We start from the raw sequence: 15,089 nt of genomic DNA, 5'->3' as shown, positions 1-15,089 counted from the left end.
CGATAGCGGCGAGCGCTGAGCCTTCGAGTACGCTTGCTGCCGCACCGCTTGACGAGCCGCCGGTGAGAGCGCCGGAGTTGCCGGGCTGATCGCAATCCCCGAACTCGGGATTTTCGCCGGTGATGCCGTAGGCCAGGGGATGCAGGTGGGTTTTGCCGGTGATGACGGTGCCGGCTTTACGAAGTTGTTCGACCAGCCACGAATCGATTTGGGCTTTGCCGTTGAGGTCGCGATAAAACTTCACGCCGCAACTAGTTGGAGCGCCCGCAAGGTCGAAGCAATCTTTTACGGAAACGGGTACGCCCCAGAGATTGCTGCGCCCATCGCCGAAGCGGCCGCCGGTCGTGCGAGGCATCGCAGCGGCTCGCGCGGCTTCTTCCACGGTCCACTGGGGATTGCGCCAGAGATAAGTGTTTTTGCCGGAATTCCGGTTGGCGCATTGCAACGCCTCTTGGGCAAGATCCCCAGGATTGACGCCTTCAGCGGCCAACGCTTCGCGCGCGCCGCGAATTGTCCTGGAGGAGAAGTCCATGGCTGCATTGTAGGCTGCAGGTCGGACGCAGTCTTGTATTGGTTGAGAGATTACTGAGGGTTAAGCGGACCGCAAAAGTCGCTATGTACGACGTACGCCAACCACCACCAGACCAACACCGGCTAGTAGAGACAGTGTGCTGAGAATTGGCGAAATCGGTAGAGTACTCGTTTCTTTGTGAGAGACCTGAAGAGGGCCTAGATCCACGTCTTTCTTTTCGTGGGTGAAACTGATTCCACCAAGAGCAAAGCCGATAATAGCGACGACAATAAGCAAAATACCCACAATTGCGGCAGGTTTCATGGAATCTCCATTCAGTTCATTCAGGATCGGTAAAATGCAGAATGGCGGAGCAGGTGCTCCGCCGCTTGCCGTATAGTCAGATGCTCAATTCCGCGTCTGCGGATTACTTTTGCTCGTTATCGTGGTGAGACTTGTCGTTGCCGCCGCCATGATCCGGGTTGCCGGCGTGAGACTTGTCGTTGCCGCCACCGTGATCCGGGTTGCCGGCGTGAGGCTTGTCATTACCACCACCGTGTTGCTGGTAATTTTTCTGCGACTCCTTGTTGCCCTGGTTCTCGTGGTAGGTTGTGTGGCCGACTCCGCCGTGATAGCTTCCACCGCCGTCACTCACGAATCGATGTCCGCCCCAGCCGTGGCTATAGCCATAGCCGGCCCATGGGCCTATCCCGACGAAAATCCCGTTATAGAAATAACCCGAGCCGTAATAGCCTCTTGGCGCGCATCCGTACGGCGCATATCCGTAGTATCCGTAAGAGCAGGTGGGTTGAACGCCGATGTTGATCGAAATCTGAGCTTGCGCCGTTGGCGCCATTGCGAGCCCCGCGAGCAGAGCTGCAGTTGAAACTAGAGTCTTGAGTCCGCGCATAAATGACCCCCTTAAGGTGTCTGCGGTTCTTTGCAGTGCGTGGGATGCTGTGTGAAGCCGTTAAGAATAACCCGGCATCAGCAGCTACCATAAGGATTTTGAATCTGTATCAAGGTGCCCTCCAGTGCCGGAGGGGGAGTGCACGACCATCTATCTATCCCTATACTCTTCACTTTAGCGATTCGCGATTGCCATGTCTGAGCAATAGGGACCACATGCGAATTCTCAATTTCAGCGCGCGCTACGGTGCGCTTGGGCAAAAAGGAGGCGATCGCCGGAGCGATCGCCTTTGCGTTCAAGCAAACTGGTTAGAAATCGAGATGCAGCGACATCTGCATCTGGCGCGGGCTGCCGATGGTGTGGGTCACGATGCCGAGTCCTGACGGGAAGCTGTAGAGCGAGTTGCACTCTCCGCCCCCCGTGCAGTCGCTGGGCAGAACGGGCTGGCCCGCTGCCGGGAACGGGTTGTAGAACGCGTTCTGGGAGACTTCATTGCCCGGGATATCGAAGCTGGTGGTATTGGTCAGGTTGTACACATCGACGGTGAACTTCAGGTTGAAGCGCTCCGTCAGTTTTGTTTGCTTCACCAGCGAAGCGTCGGCGCGGCGCTGGAAGGCCTGGCGGAATATATTGCGCTGGCCGGTCGTAAATCCTGTTTCGTAGGGATCTGAGTCGGGAATGGCGCCGCCGAGACCGCCCGCCGGCAGCAGTGGAAGAGTGAAGCACGAGGCCTTTAACGCTGCGCCGGACGGCCCGAGTACGGGCGTCCATGCACCGGAATGCCCGGTCAGCGCGGACTTGGCAGTGCATCCGGGGGCCAATGGCACGATTGGATTCGTGATGCCGTTCGAGGTGGAGTAGTAGATGCTGCCGATCGCGCCAGAGTAGTCGATGACGCTATAGGGCTGGCCGCTCTGCAGAACGGTCAAACCAACCAGTGACCAGCCATCGACAAATTTTCCAAGCAGGGATTGCTCATTGGCAGTCTTCGGGATATCGAAGATGTAGTTGAAAGTGATGACGTGGGTGCGGTCGAAATCCGACGAACCATAGCCGCTGCGCAGGTTCAACGGGTTGTTGCCGTTGTAGAAGAGGCCAAGTCCGCTCTGCTCATCGAGTGCGTGCGACCAGGTGTACGAGGCACCCACCTGGAAGCCGTGGCTCATCCGCTTCTCGACATGAGCCTGCAGGGCATTGTAGGAATCAACGCCGGCGGCCACGTAGGAGATGGATTCAGCCGCATAGCCGATATAGGGAACGCGGAGGTCGACGTTACCGCCTTCGTAGTTTGCCTGGTAGCCGCTGCCATCAGGCAACGTGGCACCGAGCACGTTATAGCCATAGCTGTAGTTCTGTTGATACGCCCCGCCGCCCAGTGAGGGATTCGAAGCAGACGCGATCTTCGGCTGATTGAAGGGCAAAGGAATGACCTGGTGACGACCGAGGTTGCCGACGTAGCCCAATTGAATTGCCAGATCGTTTCTAGGCTGCCACTGCACGTCCAGGGTGTAGTTGAACGTATAGGGCAGCTTGTTGTTCCGGTTGTACACGCCGAGCGAGATGGGCTGACCGTTGTTGATCACGTCGGGAGCGCCGTCGCCGTAGTTCTCAATGCTGTAGGCGTTCGGCAGATAGTTGGCAAGGTCAGAGGCCTTGGGATTCGATGGCGCTGCATGTTGAAGCGTAGTGCCGTAAGGATTTTCGAGATTGCCCTCTTGATCGGTCGGCAGGGCCGTTGGGGGACCGTAGCCGCCGTTTCCGCCGCAGGTCGGAATGTAGTACGTGCCGTAAGAGCCGTAAAGCGACTGCGAAGATGTGGGGCATGTGGATGCGTTCACAAAAGGCAGTTGCTGGTTGACTCCGAAAGGACCACCCGTTACGGTTCCGATGGCGTAACCGGGAGAAAGATAGCTGAAGAGCTCGCCGCGGTCGTAATACATGCCGGCGCCGGCGCGAACAACGACTTTGCTGTGGAACGCCTCCGGTTGCCATGCCGCGCCGATACGAGGAGCGATGCCCCACTGGCGGCCGGTCAGGGTCGTCGCGCTTACGCCCTTGGTGCCGTTTTTGTTATTGCCGGCAATGATGAGACCGGTGCTGTCGATGCTGTCATTGGCCGCGTTGTAGCTATACGAACTGGGATCGAAGTTGAAGATGCGCCCGTATTTTTCTGTGAGGCCGCCATCCCAGTCATAGCGCACGCCGGCGGTCAGAGAAATAGTTGGCGTCACTTGAAACTTGTCCTGCAGATAAGTTCCGAGCTGATTCGAGCGGTAGTAGCGGCTGGCGTCGCCTTGCAGGAATGAAGTGACGTAGAAACCGGTTGCCGAACTGCCCGGGGTAACAAACCCCTGCACGAACTGGCTGAAGTCAGACGTGGCGATCGTGCCGGTGCCGGTGCGCTTGTCGATGGTGTTGAGCTGGGTATAGGAATAGCTCGCGCCAAAGTCGAGCGTGTGCTTACCGAGCGTCCAGATGGCGCTGCCTGAAGGGGCGAACCGATTCTGGAACACGCCAGTGTTGGAAGACTGGCTTTCGGCATTGGGGCCGATATTCAAATAAACGTTGCTGACACCGCTGGGCTGGTACTGGCCCAGTACGTTGTAGATGGAAATCCCGGGGAAGTAGCTCGAGCCAAACATATTGATCGATCCAGTGCCGGCCGCGCCGCCCGGAATGGAGTCTGGACCAAATGCCTGCTTGTTATCTGCCCAGTTCTTCTCGCGGATGAATCCGAAGGTCTGGGTAGTGCTGAGATTTGGCTTTACCAGGTAGCTATTGGTGATGGAGGCGACCTGTGCGCCCGAGTCGAGGTGCTCCGGAAATCCGGGGACACTGGAGTATGTATACGGCGCAACAGTTGGATCATGCTGGTAGAAGTACTTCAGGCTGATCGTGTCTTTTTTAGAGGCGTTGTAATCGACGTCAGCCACGGCCAGATCTGCTTTGAATTGCGCGGTCCCGGGAATGAAGGCGTTATCAAGATGTGTGATCGTGGGAGGAACGCCGCGAAGGCCGTCATTGGGGATCAACCACTTGCCGGGTTCGCCGGGAAGCGCGGGTGAATTGAACAGGACGAGTGCGTTGTGGTCAATGTTCGCCGGCAGGACGTTCGGATTACCGATGTTCTCGCCGAACGAGTTGTTGGTCAGGTCTGCCAACGCGCTGGCAGAACGGTCGTCGCCCAGGCCAACAGGGACGTCCAGGAAGGAATCGCCGATCTCCGCGTCCGATACATTCAGGTGTTGATAAGACATAAAGCCGAAAAGCTTGTCCTTGATGATGGGACCGCCGACGGTGCCACCAACCAGGTAGCGATGCAACTCCGGAACCTTATCGTTGGCCGGAACGGCTGGGTCCTGGTTGAAGAAGAATGGAGCGGCGTTGAGCCAGTCAGTACCGCGGCGTCCGTAGAGTGAGCCGTGATAGTTGTTGGTGCCGGAGGAGGTACTGAGATCGATGTGCGCGCCTGAAGTAGAACCCTGGGTGGCGTCGTACATGGATGCGTTTACACGGACCTCGGCGATGGATTCCGGCGCCGGCGTGGGAATCGCGTTACCGATCGACAGGTAGACAGACGCCGCGGAAGGAATTGTGCCACCACCTCCGCCGGGGCTGGTCTGCACGCCGGTGCTGTTGATGACGCGCGCCGATGATACCTGGCTGGTGCTCTTGCCGTTGAACAGGTTGCTGGCATCAACGCCGTTCAACAGAAAGCTGTTCGACGTGTCGCGTTGGCCGTTGGCCCAGATGGGCGCATTGCCGAGACCAGAATTCGATCCCGTTCCACCTCCCAGCTCTGCGCTGACGCCGCTCGATTGAGTCGCGAGGCCGGTGAAACTGCCGGTTGCAAGCGGCACTGCTTCGATCTGCGTCTTGTCCAGAACGTAGCCGACGGTGGTGTCCACTGCATTCATCAGCGGGGAAGCTTCCACTTCAACGGTAGTGGTAGTCTGCCCAATCTTGAGCGACGCGTTTACGGTCGCGGTTCGATTGGCCTGCAAGGTGATGTGCTGGGTCTTCTGCAGATCATATCCGTCGGCTTTGTAGGTCAACGTATAAGTCCCGATGGGCAGGTTCACCAGCGCGTACGTGCCCGACGCATTGGTGGTGGTCGTGCGGGTCAACGAAGTGGACTCATCTACCACGGTGACGGTCACATTGGGGATTACGCCGCCGGACGCATCGGTGACCTCGCCGGTGAGGCCTCCAAGGGTTTGCTGCGCCAGAACGTGTAAGGAACTCAACGCTGCGACTGTCGCGAACATCAACAACTGGGACGGCACGAATGAACGAACTCGCATGAAATATTTCAATTTTCTGGCCTCGGAAGAGTTTTCCTGGAGTTTCTCAATTTGGAAAAGCACTCAAAGATGAGTTCAGAACTACTGAATCACCGAAAAGCTGAATGTGAATCCTCTGCGGGATACACATCGATTGGCAGGGTATGCACGGAATCTGGAAGTCTAGCGTGGCGCCAGACTAGCAATCTATCCATAAAAATCATCTAAGGATTCCGGCGAATCAGGCACTTGCGGCGGCATCACAAGATCTCGCACTGGGATGTTTGAGACCTGTTATTCATCACCAGGTTCTCGTTTTCCACAATTCGAGAATGTGGGAGACGGGATTGCCGCAATCCATCCTTTGGTCAAAGTGATTTTGTACTGGACACCCGCAAAGCGGGCGCTAGGATGGTGCATGCCGGATCACCGTCAGTTCCCGTGACGCAGTAGAACGCGTGAGGCGGCTCGTGACCTTAGCAATTGAGAGGTTTCGCAGATGTTTACGCGTTTGGCGAAGATGCTGCTGCTGGCAGGAATTGCACTCTATTGCACGCTCGTCGTGTTCAACAACCTGACCGATTTCAGCTCGAATTATGAGTTCATCGGGCATGTGCTGTCGATGGATACGACGATTCCGGGCAATCACGGGATGTGGCGGGCATTGACGTCGCCGACAATGCATCTTGCTTCCTATTGGTTGATCATCGCCTGGGAGTTCGTGACCGCGATCCTTGCATGGTGGGCGTTGGCGAACCTGATCCGCGTGTTGCACAAAGACGCGCGTGTCTTTAATGAAAGAAAGCGTATGGCGGTGGTCGCGCTGACGCTCTCGCTGCTGATGTGGCTCGTTGCGTTTCTGGATGTAGGCGGGGAGTGGTTCCTGATGTGGCAATCGCATATCTGGAATGGTCAGGAAGAAGCGTTTCGCATGTTCGTCATCATCGGATTCGTATTGTTGCTGCTTTTGCAGCCTGACATGGACACCCAGGTATAGCGGCTCAACCCGTGGCGACTGCGGATTGCTTGCGGCGCACTGCATACCATGCGAGTCCCGCCGCGATATAGAGCAGGTAGATATACGGGAGCCGTGCGTGGGCGACGTCGGCAGTGGAGCGCAGATCGAAGACAGCGATCAGTATCACCACGAGAACTGCAAGGGCGCTGATCGCAGCTATAAAGTGGGAATGCTGTCCGCGCGCCCGTCGCGCAAAGGGTAGAGCGGCGGCCACCAGCGCATAGGCAGTGAGAAAGCCGAAGACGGATAAGGATCCGAGAAGGTCGTACACGTCGGATCCGCTCACACCGCGCATGGCCATGAGCGCTGCTGTTATAAAGACAACGCAGGTAGAGAGTACAACAGCAGCAACCGGCGTGCCATGACGCGGGCTGATCTTTTCGAACAGGGCAGGCAGCAGACGTTCCCGTCCCATGCGCAGCAGCACCCGCGACGCGGCGGTGACACAGGCGAGAACGCAGGCAACCATGCTGATGAGTGCGCCGAAGTCGATGCCGGTGCCCAATGGCGACACGCCCGCTTTATCGGCGAGAAGGTGCAGCGGGCTGGTCGTGTCGCTGAGCTTGCCCGATTCGCCGCGGAACCCAAGCACTTCAGAGTATGAGCACAACACGAAGAAGATGCCGGCGAGAATAGCACATTGGATCACAGCGCGCGGAATGGTGCGCAGGGGATTGCGCGCTTCGCCCCCCAGCGTGGTTGCGCTTTCGAATCCCACGAAGCTGAACATGGAGAGAACGAGCGCGGGGCCGAGGGAGGAAAACGAAACGCCGCGAAGCCTGAACTGGTCCATGTCGAGATGAAACCCGAAGCGAACCGGCATGACCGTGAGGATGATGCAGATGAGACTGACCGAGCATACCTCGATCCAAAGCATCAACTCGGCGGAGAGCTTGACATCACGATAGGCCACGAAGCCCGCGGCCGCGCAGACCACAACAAGTGTCAGTAATGACGGTGGGGTCCAGTGAAGAAATTGCTGCGCAAGCACGTTGGTGTAGTAGAGTGCGCCACCGGCGACCGAGATCGCGATGGCGAGATATGCCAGCAGCAGCGCCCACGCTGCGGCAACCCCAAACACCGGCGGCAATGTATCAGCGGTGTAGGTGTAGAGCGAACCCGGAGATGCGGAAAGGCGCGCGAAACGGCTCACGCAGAAGCCCACGAGCAATGTGGCACCGGTGGCGAGCAGGTAGACGAACCATGTGGCGTTGCCGGCGAGGGCGAAGACCAGCGGGATGGTTAGCGATGGGGAAGTGGAGGGCGCCATCGCCGAGACCGACTGAGCCAGCGTCTCAAGCGGACCGAGAACACCGGCATGCAGACCGTAATCCTCGTTCTTCATTTGCTCCGGATACACTTCGGCACTCGCGCTCTTTGGGTCGCCCACCGGTCAGCCTTTCGCCGCGGAGATTTTTGCCTGATGGAGCTAGTCTTGCCTGCGAGTTCGGTTGGAGTCAAGGAGAGCGGCGTAGACTGATGCCGATGTCTGTTGCTGCCATCATCGTCGCCGCGGGTTCCAGCAGCAGGCTCGGCCAGCCCAAGCAACTGGTCTTGATTGACGGCGAACCGTTGCTGCATCGCGCGATTCGATTCGCCCAGGAGGCTGGCGCATCACCGGTGTTTGTCGTGCTCGGTGCGCACCGCGAACGGATCGAGAGCGCAATTGATTTCGGTGCTGCGGCTATCGTTATAAATGCGGATTGGGAGGAGGGCGTGGCGAGTTCCATTCGCGCGGGCGTGAAGGCTGTGCAGGCTGAGGCGCCAACTGCGGAAGGGGTCCTGCTGCTGACTTGCGATCAGCCGCGGGTTTCTGCGGAGCATCTCGGGCGCCTGATCCAGATGTCTTATGCGCAATCGGCGCCGACGGCAATTGCATCGGCCTACGGCGGAATTCGCGGCATCCCGGCAATTTTCCCCCGACAGGCTCTTCATGATCTGCTCGCTCTTCGCGGCGATAAGGGTGCGCGTGCACTGCTGGCACACCCACCCTGGCCTGTTATTTCAATTCCGCTTGACGGCGGAGAAATCGATATCGATCGGCCCGAAGATCTTGCTCTGCCTGGCTGACGGTCAGCGCTCGATTGTGGCTTCGATGTAGCCGTGCGGCTCGTCGATCGGGACGAAGATGTGGTTGGGATTGTCTTGTCCGAAGTGACTGAGATCGGCGAGCAGATGGTGCAGATTCGGCATGGCGAGGTGGATGCGCGCGATTTCGGGAGCAGCAGAGAGCGCTGCTTTTCCCATGTCGAATAACGTGTGCTGCACGCTCATGCTGTGATGAGCCGCAAATTCCTTGAGCAGGACGGCGATAATTCTGGCGCGGACTTCGGAGAATTTTGGGGAAACAGAGACATAGTCCCAACGGATGGTCGCACGTGTTCCGAGGATGCGGTCGGCGGCGGGTTTCAGCGTTGTCAGGCGGTCTTTGATGTAACCGGTGAATGCGGATTTGGTTGTCTTGAGAATCGTCAATCCGTCCACGCCGGAGGTAATCACCCAGCCGCCTTCGCGGTCGCGCTCGGCACGTACGGTCTGGACTTCGTCACCCGCCAGCTTGAATGTTGTCGCATCGGGTATGCGATCGATCACCAGCCGCTCCCAGCATTTCTCATCGATCTCGATGCTGGCTTTCGAGACCTGAGGATTGTTGTTAAGCAGATAATCGCCGAGTTCCATCGCGAATTCTTCGATGGTGGCCGCGCTTGACCTGCGTGCGATGGAGTAGACCGTGTTCTTCATCGTGTCGGTGGGCAGGATTCTGCTGTTGTCGGCTTCGGTGAAACTCGTCTCGAAGTCTCCGTGCAACAACACCTGCACCGTCCACTCGTTGAAGTCGTGGCGGTCTGCTGATCGAGTAATGCGCGACAGGCGCACGCGACTTTTTCCATAGCAATTCGCACCCAGTCTGGCCATCGGTCAGCTTCCTCGGTAGGTTGTGTAGCTGTTGTCGCTCAAAAGGAGCGGAAGGTGGTAGTGCGCGTCGCTGCCGCATTGAAATGTGATTGCGATCTCGGGATAGATGGTGTTGCGGCCCTCATGGGACAGATATGGGCCGGTTGCAAAGGTCAGGCGATAGACGCCGGGCAAGACGTCCGGCGCCAGATTATTGCAGCGTCCATCGCGATCGGTCTCTGCGTGCGCGACAACACTCCAGTTATTGCTTTTTTTTCGTTCAAGCTTGACGGCAATGCCGGCTGCGGGCTTTCCGAGCGCCGTGTCGAGAACGTGCGTCGTGATCTTGCTCATGACAGCAACCACTTTCCGATGCGAATCTGCATGATCTGCCGCTGCTGCTCGGCGGCTTCTTTCAATTCTGCCATGCGATCGTTGGCGAGGCGGCACTTGAGGATGTCGAGCAGCTCGTCGGCGCTCCTTCCGGTGGCGCACACGATGTAGGTAAAGCCGAAGCGCTGCTCATAGAGCTCGTTTCCTTCTGCGAGTTCGCGCAGGATGTTCCGGGTAGCACTCTTGGTGCCGGACTGCTCCTGCTCTGACCATGCGGTGGAGCGTTCCGGTGCGGGTGTTGCTTTACGTTCACCGATGCGCGGATGGCATGCGAAGGCTTCGAGCCAGTCAGGTTCCCCCATTGTGGCCCAGGTGCGATCGGCGGCTTCACTCAGCGCGGGTCTGCCCGCTAGAGGACGCAGCGCGACCATCTGATTGGCCCAGCGCCGCGCTCCGCAGCAGGCCATCATTGCTTCGACGGCTTCACTTTCACTGGCGTTGTTCCATGCATCGAGCACAGGGTTCATCACGCCATCGGCTCCCGATTCAGAGTGAGCAGGAATTCTGCGAGAAGGTTGGCGCCTACCGTTTTTCGATACTGCGCGGTGGAGCGGATGTCGTCGATAGGTTGGGCTTCGGCGAGGAGAGCCTTGCGTGCGGTTTCAATAATGTTCGAAGTAAGTGTTTGGCCGACCAGCACGGCCTCGGTTTTGAATAAACGAACAGGGAAAGGCGCGAGGCTTGCGGCGGCCACGCGAATTTCTTCGATGACATCATCTTTAACTCGCGCGGTGGCACCGAGTGCGACCTTCGAAATGGCCATGGCACGGCGAGTACCCACCTTGCGCAGGTACTGCCGATGCTGCGCGAAACGGCGTGGCAGGTGGATGGCGTAGAGCAGTTCGTCGGCGGTCATCGCGTTCTGCTTGTAGCCGGTGTGGAATTCACGGTAGGGCATGCGCCGCTTGCCGCGCGAAGAGATCAGTTCGATTTCCGCATCATAGACAAGCAGTGCCGGCGAAGAGTCCGCGGCTGGTGAACCATTCACGAGATTGCCGCCGAGCGTGGCGCGTGTCTGGTTGGCGATGGAGCCGATCCAGCCAGCGGATTTGTCGAGAAGCGGAAATTCCGACGCGACGATCGGGTTTGCTCGCAGATCGCTGAAGGTCGTTGCGGCTCTGATGGCGATGCGATCCGGCCTGGTATCGATGAAGCGAAGCTCTTCGATGCCCCAGAGGCTGACGAGTTTGTCCGCGGTGAGACGGCCTGCAGCAAACGCCACCATCAACTCCGTGCCGCCAGCGATCGGGGTCCATTGGCCCGGAGCGGAGGTGAGTAGGTCGAGCACGGCCGGGAGCGATCCGGGTGCGATGAGTTCGTGCTTCACTGCATTACCGCGCATGCGTTTCCTGCTGACTGGTGCCGGCGATGCTTGTTGCTGCCGAGAGGACGGACTCGAAGATGCGCATGAAGCCGGTGCAGCGACAGAGATTGCCAGCGAGTCCTTCGCGGATTTCGGCGATTGAGGGCTGCGGATTGTGAGCGAGCAGATGTTTGGCTGCCATAAGCATGCCTGGCGTGCAGATGCCGCATTGCGCACCACCGCATTGCAGGAAGGCTTGCTGCAAGGGATGCAGGACGCCGTCGTGCGCGAGTCCTTCGACGGTTTCAATGGTTGTCCCTTCGGCTTGCAACACGGGAACCAGGCAACTGTTTACAAGCTCACCGTTCATGCGGACGGAACAGGAACCGCATTCGCCTTCGCCGCATCCTTCCTTGGTGCCGGTGAGGTGCAGATCTTCGCGCAGGACATCGAGGAGGCGCCTCATAGGCGGGACGGAAACGGTGCGGCCCTCTCCGTTCACGGTCAAGCGAATTGCCGTCTCCGTGCTCATACAGTCGCGGGCTCCTCGATCTTGCGCACGATGTTCAATTTCGCGAACAGGTCCTCAGGAAGCAGTGGAATCTCGTTGAAGCTGACGCCGGTTGCATCTCGTATCGCATTGAGGATTGCCGGCGCCGGTCCATCATGAGGCAGTTCGCCGATACCTTTCGCGCCGAATCCACCGTGTTCGAAGGGGAGCTCTTCCCAGAAGACATGGATGGGCGGAACATCTTCGGCTGTCGGCATGATGTAGTTGGTCATCTGGTTGTTCGCCATGCGGCCGTTCTGCAGGACGACCTTTTCGTAGAGCGCATAACCGATGGCTTGCGCGATTCCGCCTTCAATCTGGCCGCCAGCGAGCACGGGATGAATAATGCGGCCTGCCTCCTGCGCCGACCAGAACTCTTCGACTTCGGCGGAGTAAGTGACGGTGTCGACTGCGACTTGTGCAACGTGGACTGCCCATCCATAGGCGGGATAGGCTTCGCCGCGATAGGTTTGATCGTCCCAGAAGATTTCCGGAGGTGCTTCGTAGCGGCAGAGCGAGACGACTTCGCCTGCCTCGTTGCGGAGTTGTTCGCATGCGGCGAAAAATTGCCGACGTGAGAATTGCTCCGGCAAACCGGCTTGTTTGCGCAGCATGGAGATCAGTTGTAACGATGCGCGTTCAATAAGTCGGCCGATCACCATCGCGGTGCGCGAGGCAACGGTGGGCCCGCTGTTGGGTACTGCGCTGGTGTCGGGCGGGGCCATGATGACGTCGTCGTAGTCCACACCGAGAGTTTCAGCAGCAACCTGCGCGAGTACGGTGTTGGTGCCCTGCCCGAATTCGGTGCTCGACACAAGCACGCGTACTTTGCGTTCAGCAGTAACATCGATGCCGGCGAGTGAGTTGAGGTAGCGTTCACCCGAGCCGGTGAAGCCGGAGCCGTGATAGAAAGCGGCAATGCCCAGGCCACGTTTGATCGGGCTGTGCAGGTTTTCCTTCGCGAATCGGGCGCGCTTGTTGTGGTAGTCGCTTTCGACAAGTGCGCGATCGAGCAACTTGTCAAGGATCACAGGCTCGCGCATCAACTGTTCGGTCGCAGTGGTTTCGCCCTGGTGGATGAAGTTGCGGCGTCGCAGTTCGACGGGATCAATGTTGAGCGCGGCAGCTATTTCATCCATATGGCGTTCGACTGCGAAGACGGTTTGCGGTGCGCCGAAGCCACGAAACGCGCCGTAGGGAACCGTATTTGTGGCCCAGGAGTGGGAACGGACCCGCACATTGGGGCAGACATAGGCACCGGGTGAGTGCAGCGTGGCGCGTGAGAGCACAGTGGAGGAAAGCGTGGAGTACGCGCCGCCGTCGGTGGCAATATCGATGTCCATCGCCAGCAATTTCCCGTGAGAGTCGAGTGCGGTGCGATGGCGAACACGCGAGGGATGCCGCTTGGTTGTCGCGGCGAGATCTTCGATGCGGTCGTAGACCATCTTCACCGGGTGCCCGCACTTCATGGCGAGCAGAGCCGCGTGCGATGCAATAACGGAAGGGTAGTCCTCTTTGCCGCCGAAAGCGCCGCCGGTCTCGGTCTGGATGACGCGAACTTTTTCAGGCGGCAGATCGAAAACAGCGAGCAGCGACTTGTGCACGTAGAACGGGCACTGCAGCGACCCCCACACGGTGATGCCTGCGTCGGCGTTGTACTCGGCGATCACGCCGTTGTTCTCAATATAGAGATGCTCCTGGGCTCCGGTGCGGTACTCGCCTTCAACGATGTGCGCCGCCTGCGACCATACGGAATCGACATCGCCCTTCTCGAGAAGGAAGGACTTGAAGCAATTGTCTGCGCCCCAGATCACCGTTTGTTGTTTCTCGCTCTCTTCGATGGTGAAGACTGGCGGCATCAAATCGTATTCGACGTGAACGGCGTTCACGGCTTCGCGGACCTTGTGCTTGTCAGGGTGGGCGATGAGCAGGATGGCTTCTTCGCAGTGATTCACTAGGCCGTCGGCGAGACAGGGCTGATCGGCGGTGATCATCTGAATGTGATTCTCGCCGGGGATGTCGGCTGCGGTGACGACGGTGAACTCGCTCCAGTTGATGTTGCGATGGAAGCCGATGGAGCGGATCAACCCGCGCGGAACTGTACTGCGCACGGTGGCGCCATGCCACATGCCTTCACGCTGGATGTCGTCGACATAACGTGCTGTGCCCCGCAATTTGTCCACACCTTCCTTGCGGGGAACGGAGGTACCGACGATGCGGTTTTTCGCGGGCGTGCTCATGGTTTGGGGAAGTGCGAAACGCCGTACGGTTGACGCATAGCATACAACGGCACGGGGAACTTTGAAAGCCTGCGCTACGACGCGAGCGTGGCCAGGGTGCGGGCGAGTACGTTGACGCCGCTGCCAATCCACTCAGGCGATGCGTATTCGTCGGGCCGGTGGCTCACGCCGCCGCGACAGGGAATGAAGAGCATGGCGACGGGAGAGATGCGCGCCATGAACAGCGAATCGTGATACGCACGGCTGACCATGTGCCTGTAACTCTTCCCGGCTGCCTTCGCCGCGTGCTCCATTGCATTGAGGATCGTGGGATCGCAGGTCGCCGGGGGATCGGCGTTCACCATTTCAGTTTTGATGGAGACTTCGCGACGCTGTGCCACCTCTTCGCAAGCGATTTTCAGCTTGTCGATCACCGCATCGCGTCGCGCGGCTTCAATGTCGCGAATATCGGTTTCGAGTCGAACGCGGGAGGGAATGCTGTTTACGGCACCGGGAAATACGTCGCAGACGCCGACGGTCCCAACCGTGTCGATGACGCCGGTTGACTTGGCGCCGGCCTCGAGCGCAAGAATGAGGACGGCGGCTGCAGCTAGCGCGTCTTTGCGGCCGGGCATCAGCTTTCCGCCCGCGTGACCACCCTCGCCCTCGATCACGATGCGCTGGCTCGCCGGCGCAGCAATGTGCGTAACGAGTCCGACGTCGAGCCCTTCCTGTTCAAGGTATGGACCCTGCTCGATGTGCAACTCGACAAATTGATGAAAGCGCCCCTTGGGCACGGCGACAGATTCCAGAGATCCCGAGAACCCGGCTTCGGCACGCCACTTTTCCAGGCCACGTCCGTCTTTGTCGCGCAAGGCCAGTGCCCGCTGCGACGTGAGCACGTTGGCCATCATGCGGCTGCCCAGGCAACCGATGCCGAAGCGCGTTGGCTCCTCCGCTGTGAAGATCACGAGTTCGATCGATCGCCGCGGCTTGTTGCCCATTTG

General features: G+C 58.7%; 14 protein-coding genes. 2 read left to right on the top strand and 12 right to left on the bottom strand.

Going from position 1 to position 15,089, the window contains the following annotated elements:
• The 4 genes from WA354_RS22365 to WA354_RS22350 form a co-directional block, all read right to left on the bottom strand.
• Positions 1-532, bottom strand: a 532-nt coding sequence (locus tag WA354_RS22365) for an amidase family protein (RefSeq protein WP_472815238.1), incomplete at its 3' end; no start/stop codon positions are given.
• An 81-nt stretch (positions 533-613) separates the two neighbouring features.
• Entirely contained in the window at positions 614-835 is a 222-nt protein-coding gene (locus tag WA354_RS22360) for a DUF3185 domain-containing protein (RefSeq protein ID WP_472815237.1), read from the bottom strand.
• A 103-nt stretch (positions 836-938) separates the two neighbouring features.
• Positions 939-1,421 carry a hypothetical protein gene (locus WA354_RS22355; RefSeq protein ID WP_472815236.1) on the bottom strand — a complete coding sequence of 161 codons (483 nt, stop codon included), beginning with the start codon at positions 1,419-1,421 and terminating at the stop codon, positions 939-941.
• A 308-nt stretch (positions 1,422-1,729) separates the two neighbouring features.
• A complete protein-coding gene (locus WA354_RS22350; RefSeq protein ID WP_472815235.1) occupies positions 1,730-5,725 on the bottom strand; it encodes a carboxypeptidase-like regulatory domain-containing protein in 3,996 nt (1,331 codons plus the stop codon).
• Between the two features lie 478 nt (positions 5,726-6,203).
• On the opposite strand from WA354_RS22350, the gene WA354_RS22345 reads away from it, so the two are divergent.
• Positions 6,204-6,701 carry a DUF2165 family protein gene (locus WA354_RS22345; RefSeq protein ID WP_472815234.1) on the top strand — a complete coding sequence of 166 codons (498 nt, stop codon included), beginning with the start codon at positions 6,204-6,206 and terminating at the stop codon, positions 6,699-6,701.
• A gap of 4 nt (positions 6,702-6,705) precedes the next feature.
• On the opposite strand, the gene WA354_RS22340 is transcribed toward WA354_RS22345, so the two are convergent.
• Positions 6,706-8,067 (bottom strand): APC family permease, encoded by a 1,362-nt coding sequence (locus WA354_RS22340; RefSeq protein ID WP_472815233.1) that lies wholly within the window; start codon positions 8,065-8,067, stop codon positions 6,706-6,708.
• 134 nt (positions 8,068-8,201) lie between these two features.
• On the opposite strand from WA354_RS22340, the gene WA354_RS22335 reads away from it, so the two are divergent.
• Positions 8,202-8,792, top strand: coding sequence for a nucleotidyltransferase family protein (locus WA354_RS22335; RefSeq protein WP_472815232.1), 591 nt, complete (start codon positions 8,202-8,204; stop codon positions 8,790-8,792).
• A 3-nt stretch (positions 8,793-8,795) separates the two neighbouring features.
• On the opposite strand, the gene pucL is transcribed toward WA354_RS22335, so the two are convergent.
• The 7 genes from pucL to WA354_RS22300 form a co-directional block, all read right to left on the bottom strand.
• A complete protein-coding gene (gene pucL / locus WA354_RS22330) occupies positions 8,796-9,638 on the bottom strand; it encodes a factor-independent urate hydroxylase (protein ID WP_472815231.1) in 843 nt (280 codons plus the stop codon).
• Positions 9,639-9,641: 3 nt separating this feature from the next.
• Entirely contained in the window at positions 9,642-9,971 is a 330-nt protein-coding gene (uraH, locus tag WA354_RS22325) for a hydroxyisourate hydrolase (protein ID WP_472815230.1), read from the bottom strand.
• The gene (gene uraD / locus WA354_RS22320) at positions 9,968-10,477 is read right to left on the bottom strand and encodes a 2-oxo-4-hydroxy-4-carboxy-5-ureidoimidazoline decarboxylase (RefSeq protein WP_472815229.1); all 510 of its coding nucleotides are present in this window, start codon (positions 10,475-10,477) and stop codon (positions 9,968-9,970) included. The genes uraH and uraD overlap by 4 nt, the downstream gene beginning before the upstream one ends.
• Positions 10,477-11,352: an FAD binding domain-containing protein gene (locus WA354_RS22315; RefSeq protein ID WP_472815228.1), complete on the bottom strand. Its 876-nt coding sequence runs from the start codon at positions 11,350-11,352 to the stop codon at positions 10,477-10,479. Before WA354_RS22315 ends, uraD begins: the two co-directional genes overlap by 1 nt.
• Positions 11,342-11,845 (bottom strand): (2Fe-2S)-binding protein, encoded by a 504-nt coding sequence (locus WA354_RS22310; protein WP_472815227.1) that lies wholly within the window; start codon positions 11,843-11,845, stop codon positions 11,342-11,344. The genes WA354_RS22315 and WA354_RS22310 overlap by 11 nt, the downstream gene beginning before the upstream one ends.
• Positions 11,842-14,103: a xanthine dehydrogenase family protein molybdopterin-binding subunit gene (locus WA354_RS22305; protein WP_472815226.1), complete on the bottom strand. Its 2,262-nt coding sequence runs from the start codon at positions 14,101-14,103 to the stop codon at positions 11,842-11,844. Before WA354_RS22305 ends, WA354_RS22310 begins: the two co-directional genes overlap by 4 nt.
• A 74-nt stretch (positions 14,104-14,177) precedes the next feature.
• On the bottom strand, positions 14,178-15,089 hold a 912-nt coding region (locus WA354_RS22300; protein WP_472815225.1), incomplete at its 5' end, for a hydantoinase/carbamoylase family amidase.

Source organism: Occallatibacter sp. (assembly GCF_049802275.1).
Taxonomy (GTDB): Bacteria; Acidobacteriota; Terriglobia; order Terriglobales; family Acidobacteriaceae; genus Telmatobacter.
This window is presented reverse-complemented; position numbering and strand designations above follow the sequence as displayed.

Excerpts from the sequence above, each read along its gene's own strand:
- WA354_RS22360 (WP_472815237.1), bottom strand. The coding sequence starts at position 835 with ATGAAACCTGCCGCAATTGTGGGTATTTTGCTTATTGTCGTCGCTATT.
- WA354_RS22355 (WP_472815236.1), bottom strand. The coding sequence starts at position 1,421 with ATGCGCGGACTCAAGACTCTAGTTTCAACTGCAGCTCTGCTCGCGGGG.
- WA354_RS22350 (WP_472815235.1), bottom strand. The coding sequence starts at position 5,725 with ATGCGAGTTCGTTCATTCGTGCCGTCCCAGTTGTTGATGTTCGCGACA.
- WA354_RS22345 (WP_472815234.1), top strand. The coding sequence starts at position 6,204 with ATGTTTACGCGTTTGGCGAAGATGCTGCTGCTGGCAGGAATTGCACTC.
- WA354_RS22340 (WP_472815233.1), bottom strand. The coding sequence starts at position 8,067 with ATGAAGAACGAGGATTACGGTCTGCATGCCGGTGTTCTCGGTCCGCTT.
- WA354_RS22335 (WP_472815232.1), top strand. The coding sequence starts at position 8,202 with ATGCCGATGTCTGTTGCTGCCATCATCGTCGCCGCGGGTTCCAGCAGC.
- pucL (WP_472815231.1), bottom strand. The coding sequence starts at position 9,638 with ATGGCCAGACTGGGTGCGAATTGCTATGGAAAAAGTCGCGTGCGCCTG.
- uraH (WP_472815230.1), bottom strand. The coding sequence starts at position 9,971 with ATGAGCAAGATCACGACGCACGTTCTCGACACGGCGCTCGGAAAGCCC.
- uraD (WP_472815229.1), bottom strand. The coding sequence starts at position 10,477 with ATGAACCCTGTGCTCGATGCATGGAACAACGCCAGTGAAAGTGAAGCC.
- WA354_RS22315 (WP_472815228.1), bottom strand. The coding sequence starts at position 11,352 with ATGCGCGGTAATGCAGTGAAGCACGAACTCATCGCACCCGGATCGCTC.
- WA354_RS22310 (WP_472815227.1), bottom strand. The coding sequence starts at position 11,845 with ATGAGCACGGAGACGGCAATTCGCTTGACCGTGAACGGAGAGGGCCGC.
- WA354_RS22305 (WP_472815226.1), bottom strand. The coding sequence starts at position 14,103 with ATGAGCACGCCCGCGAAAAACCGCATCGTCGGTACCTCCGTTCCCCGC.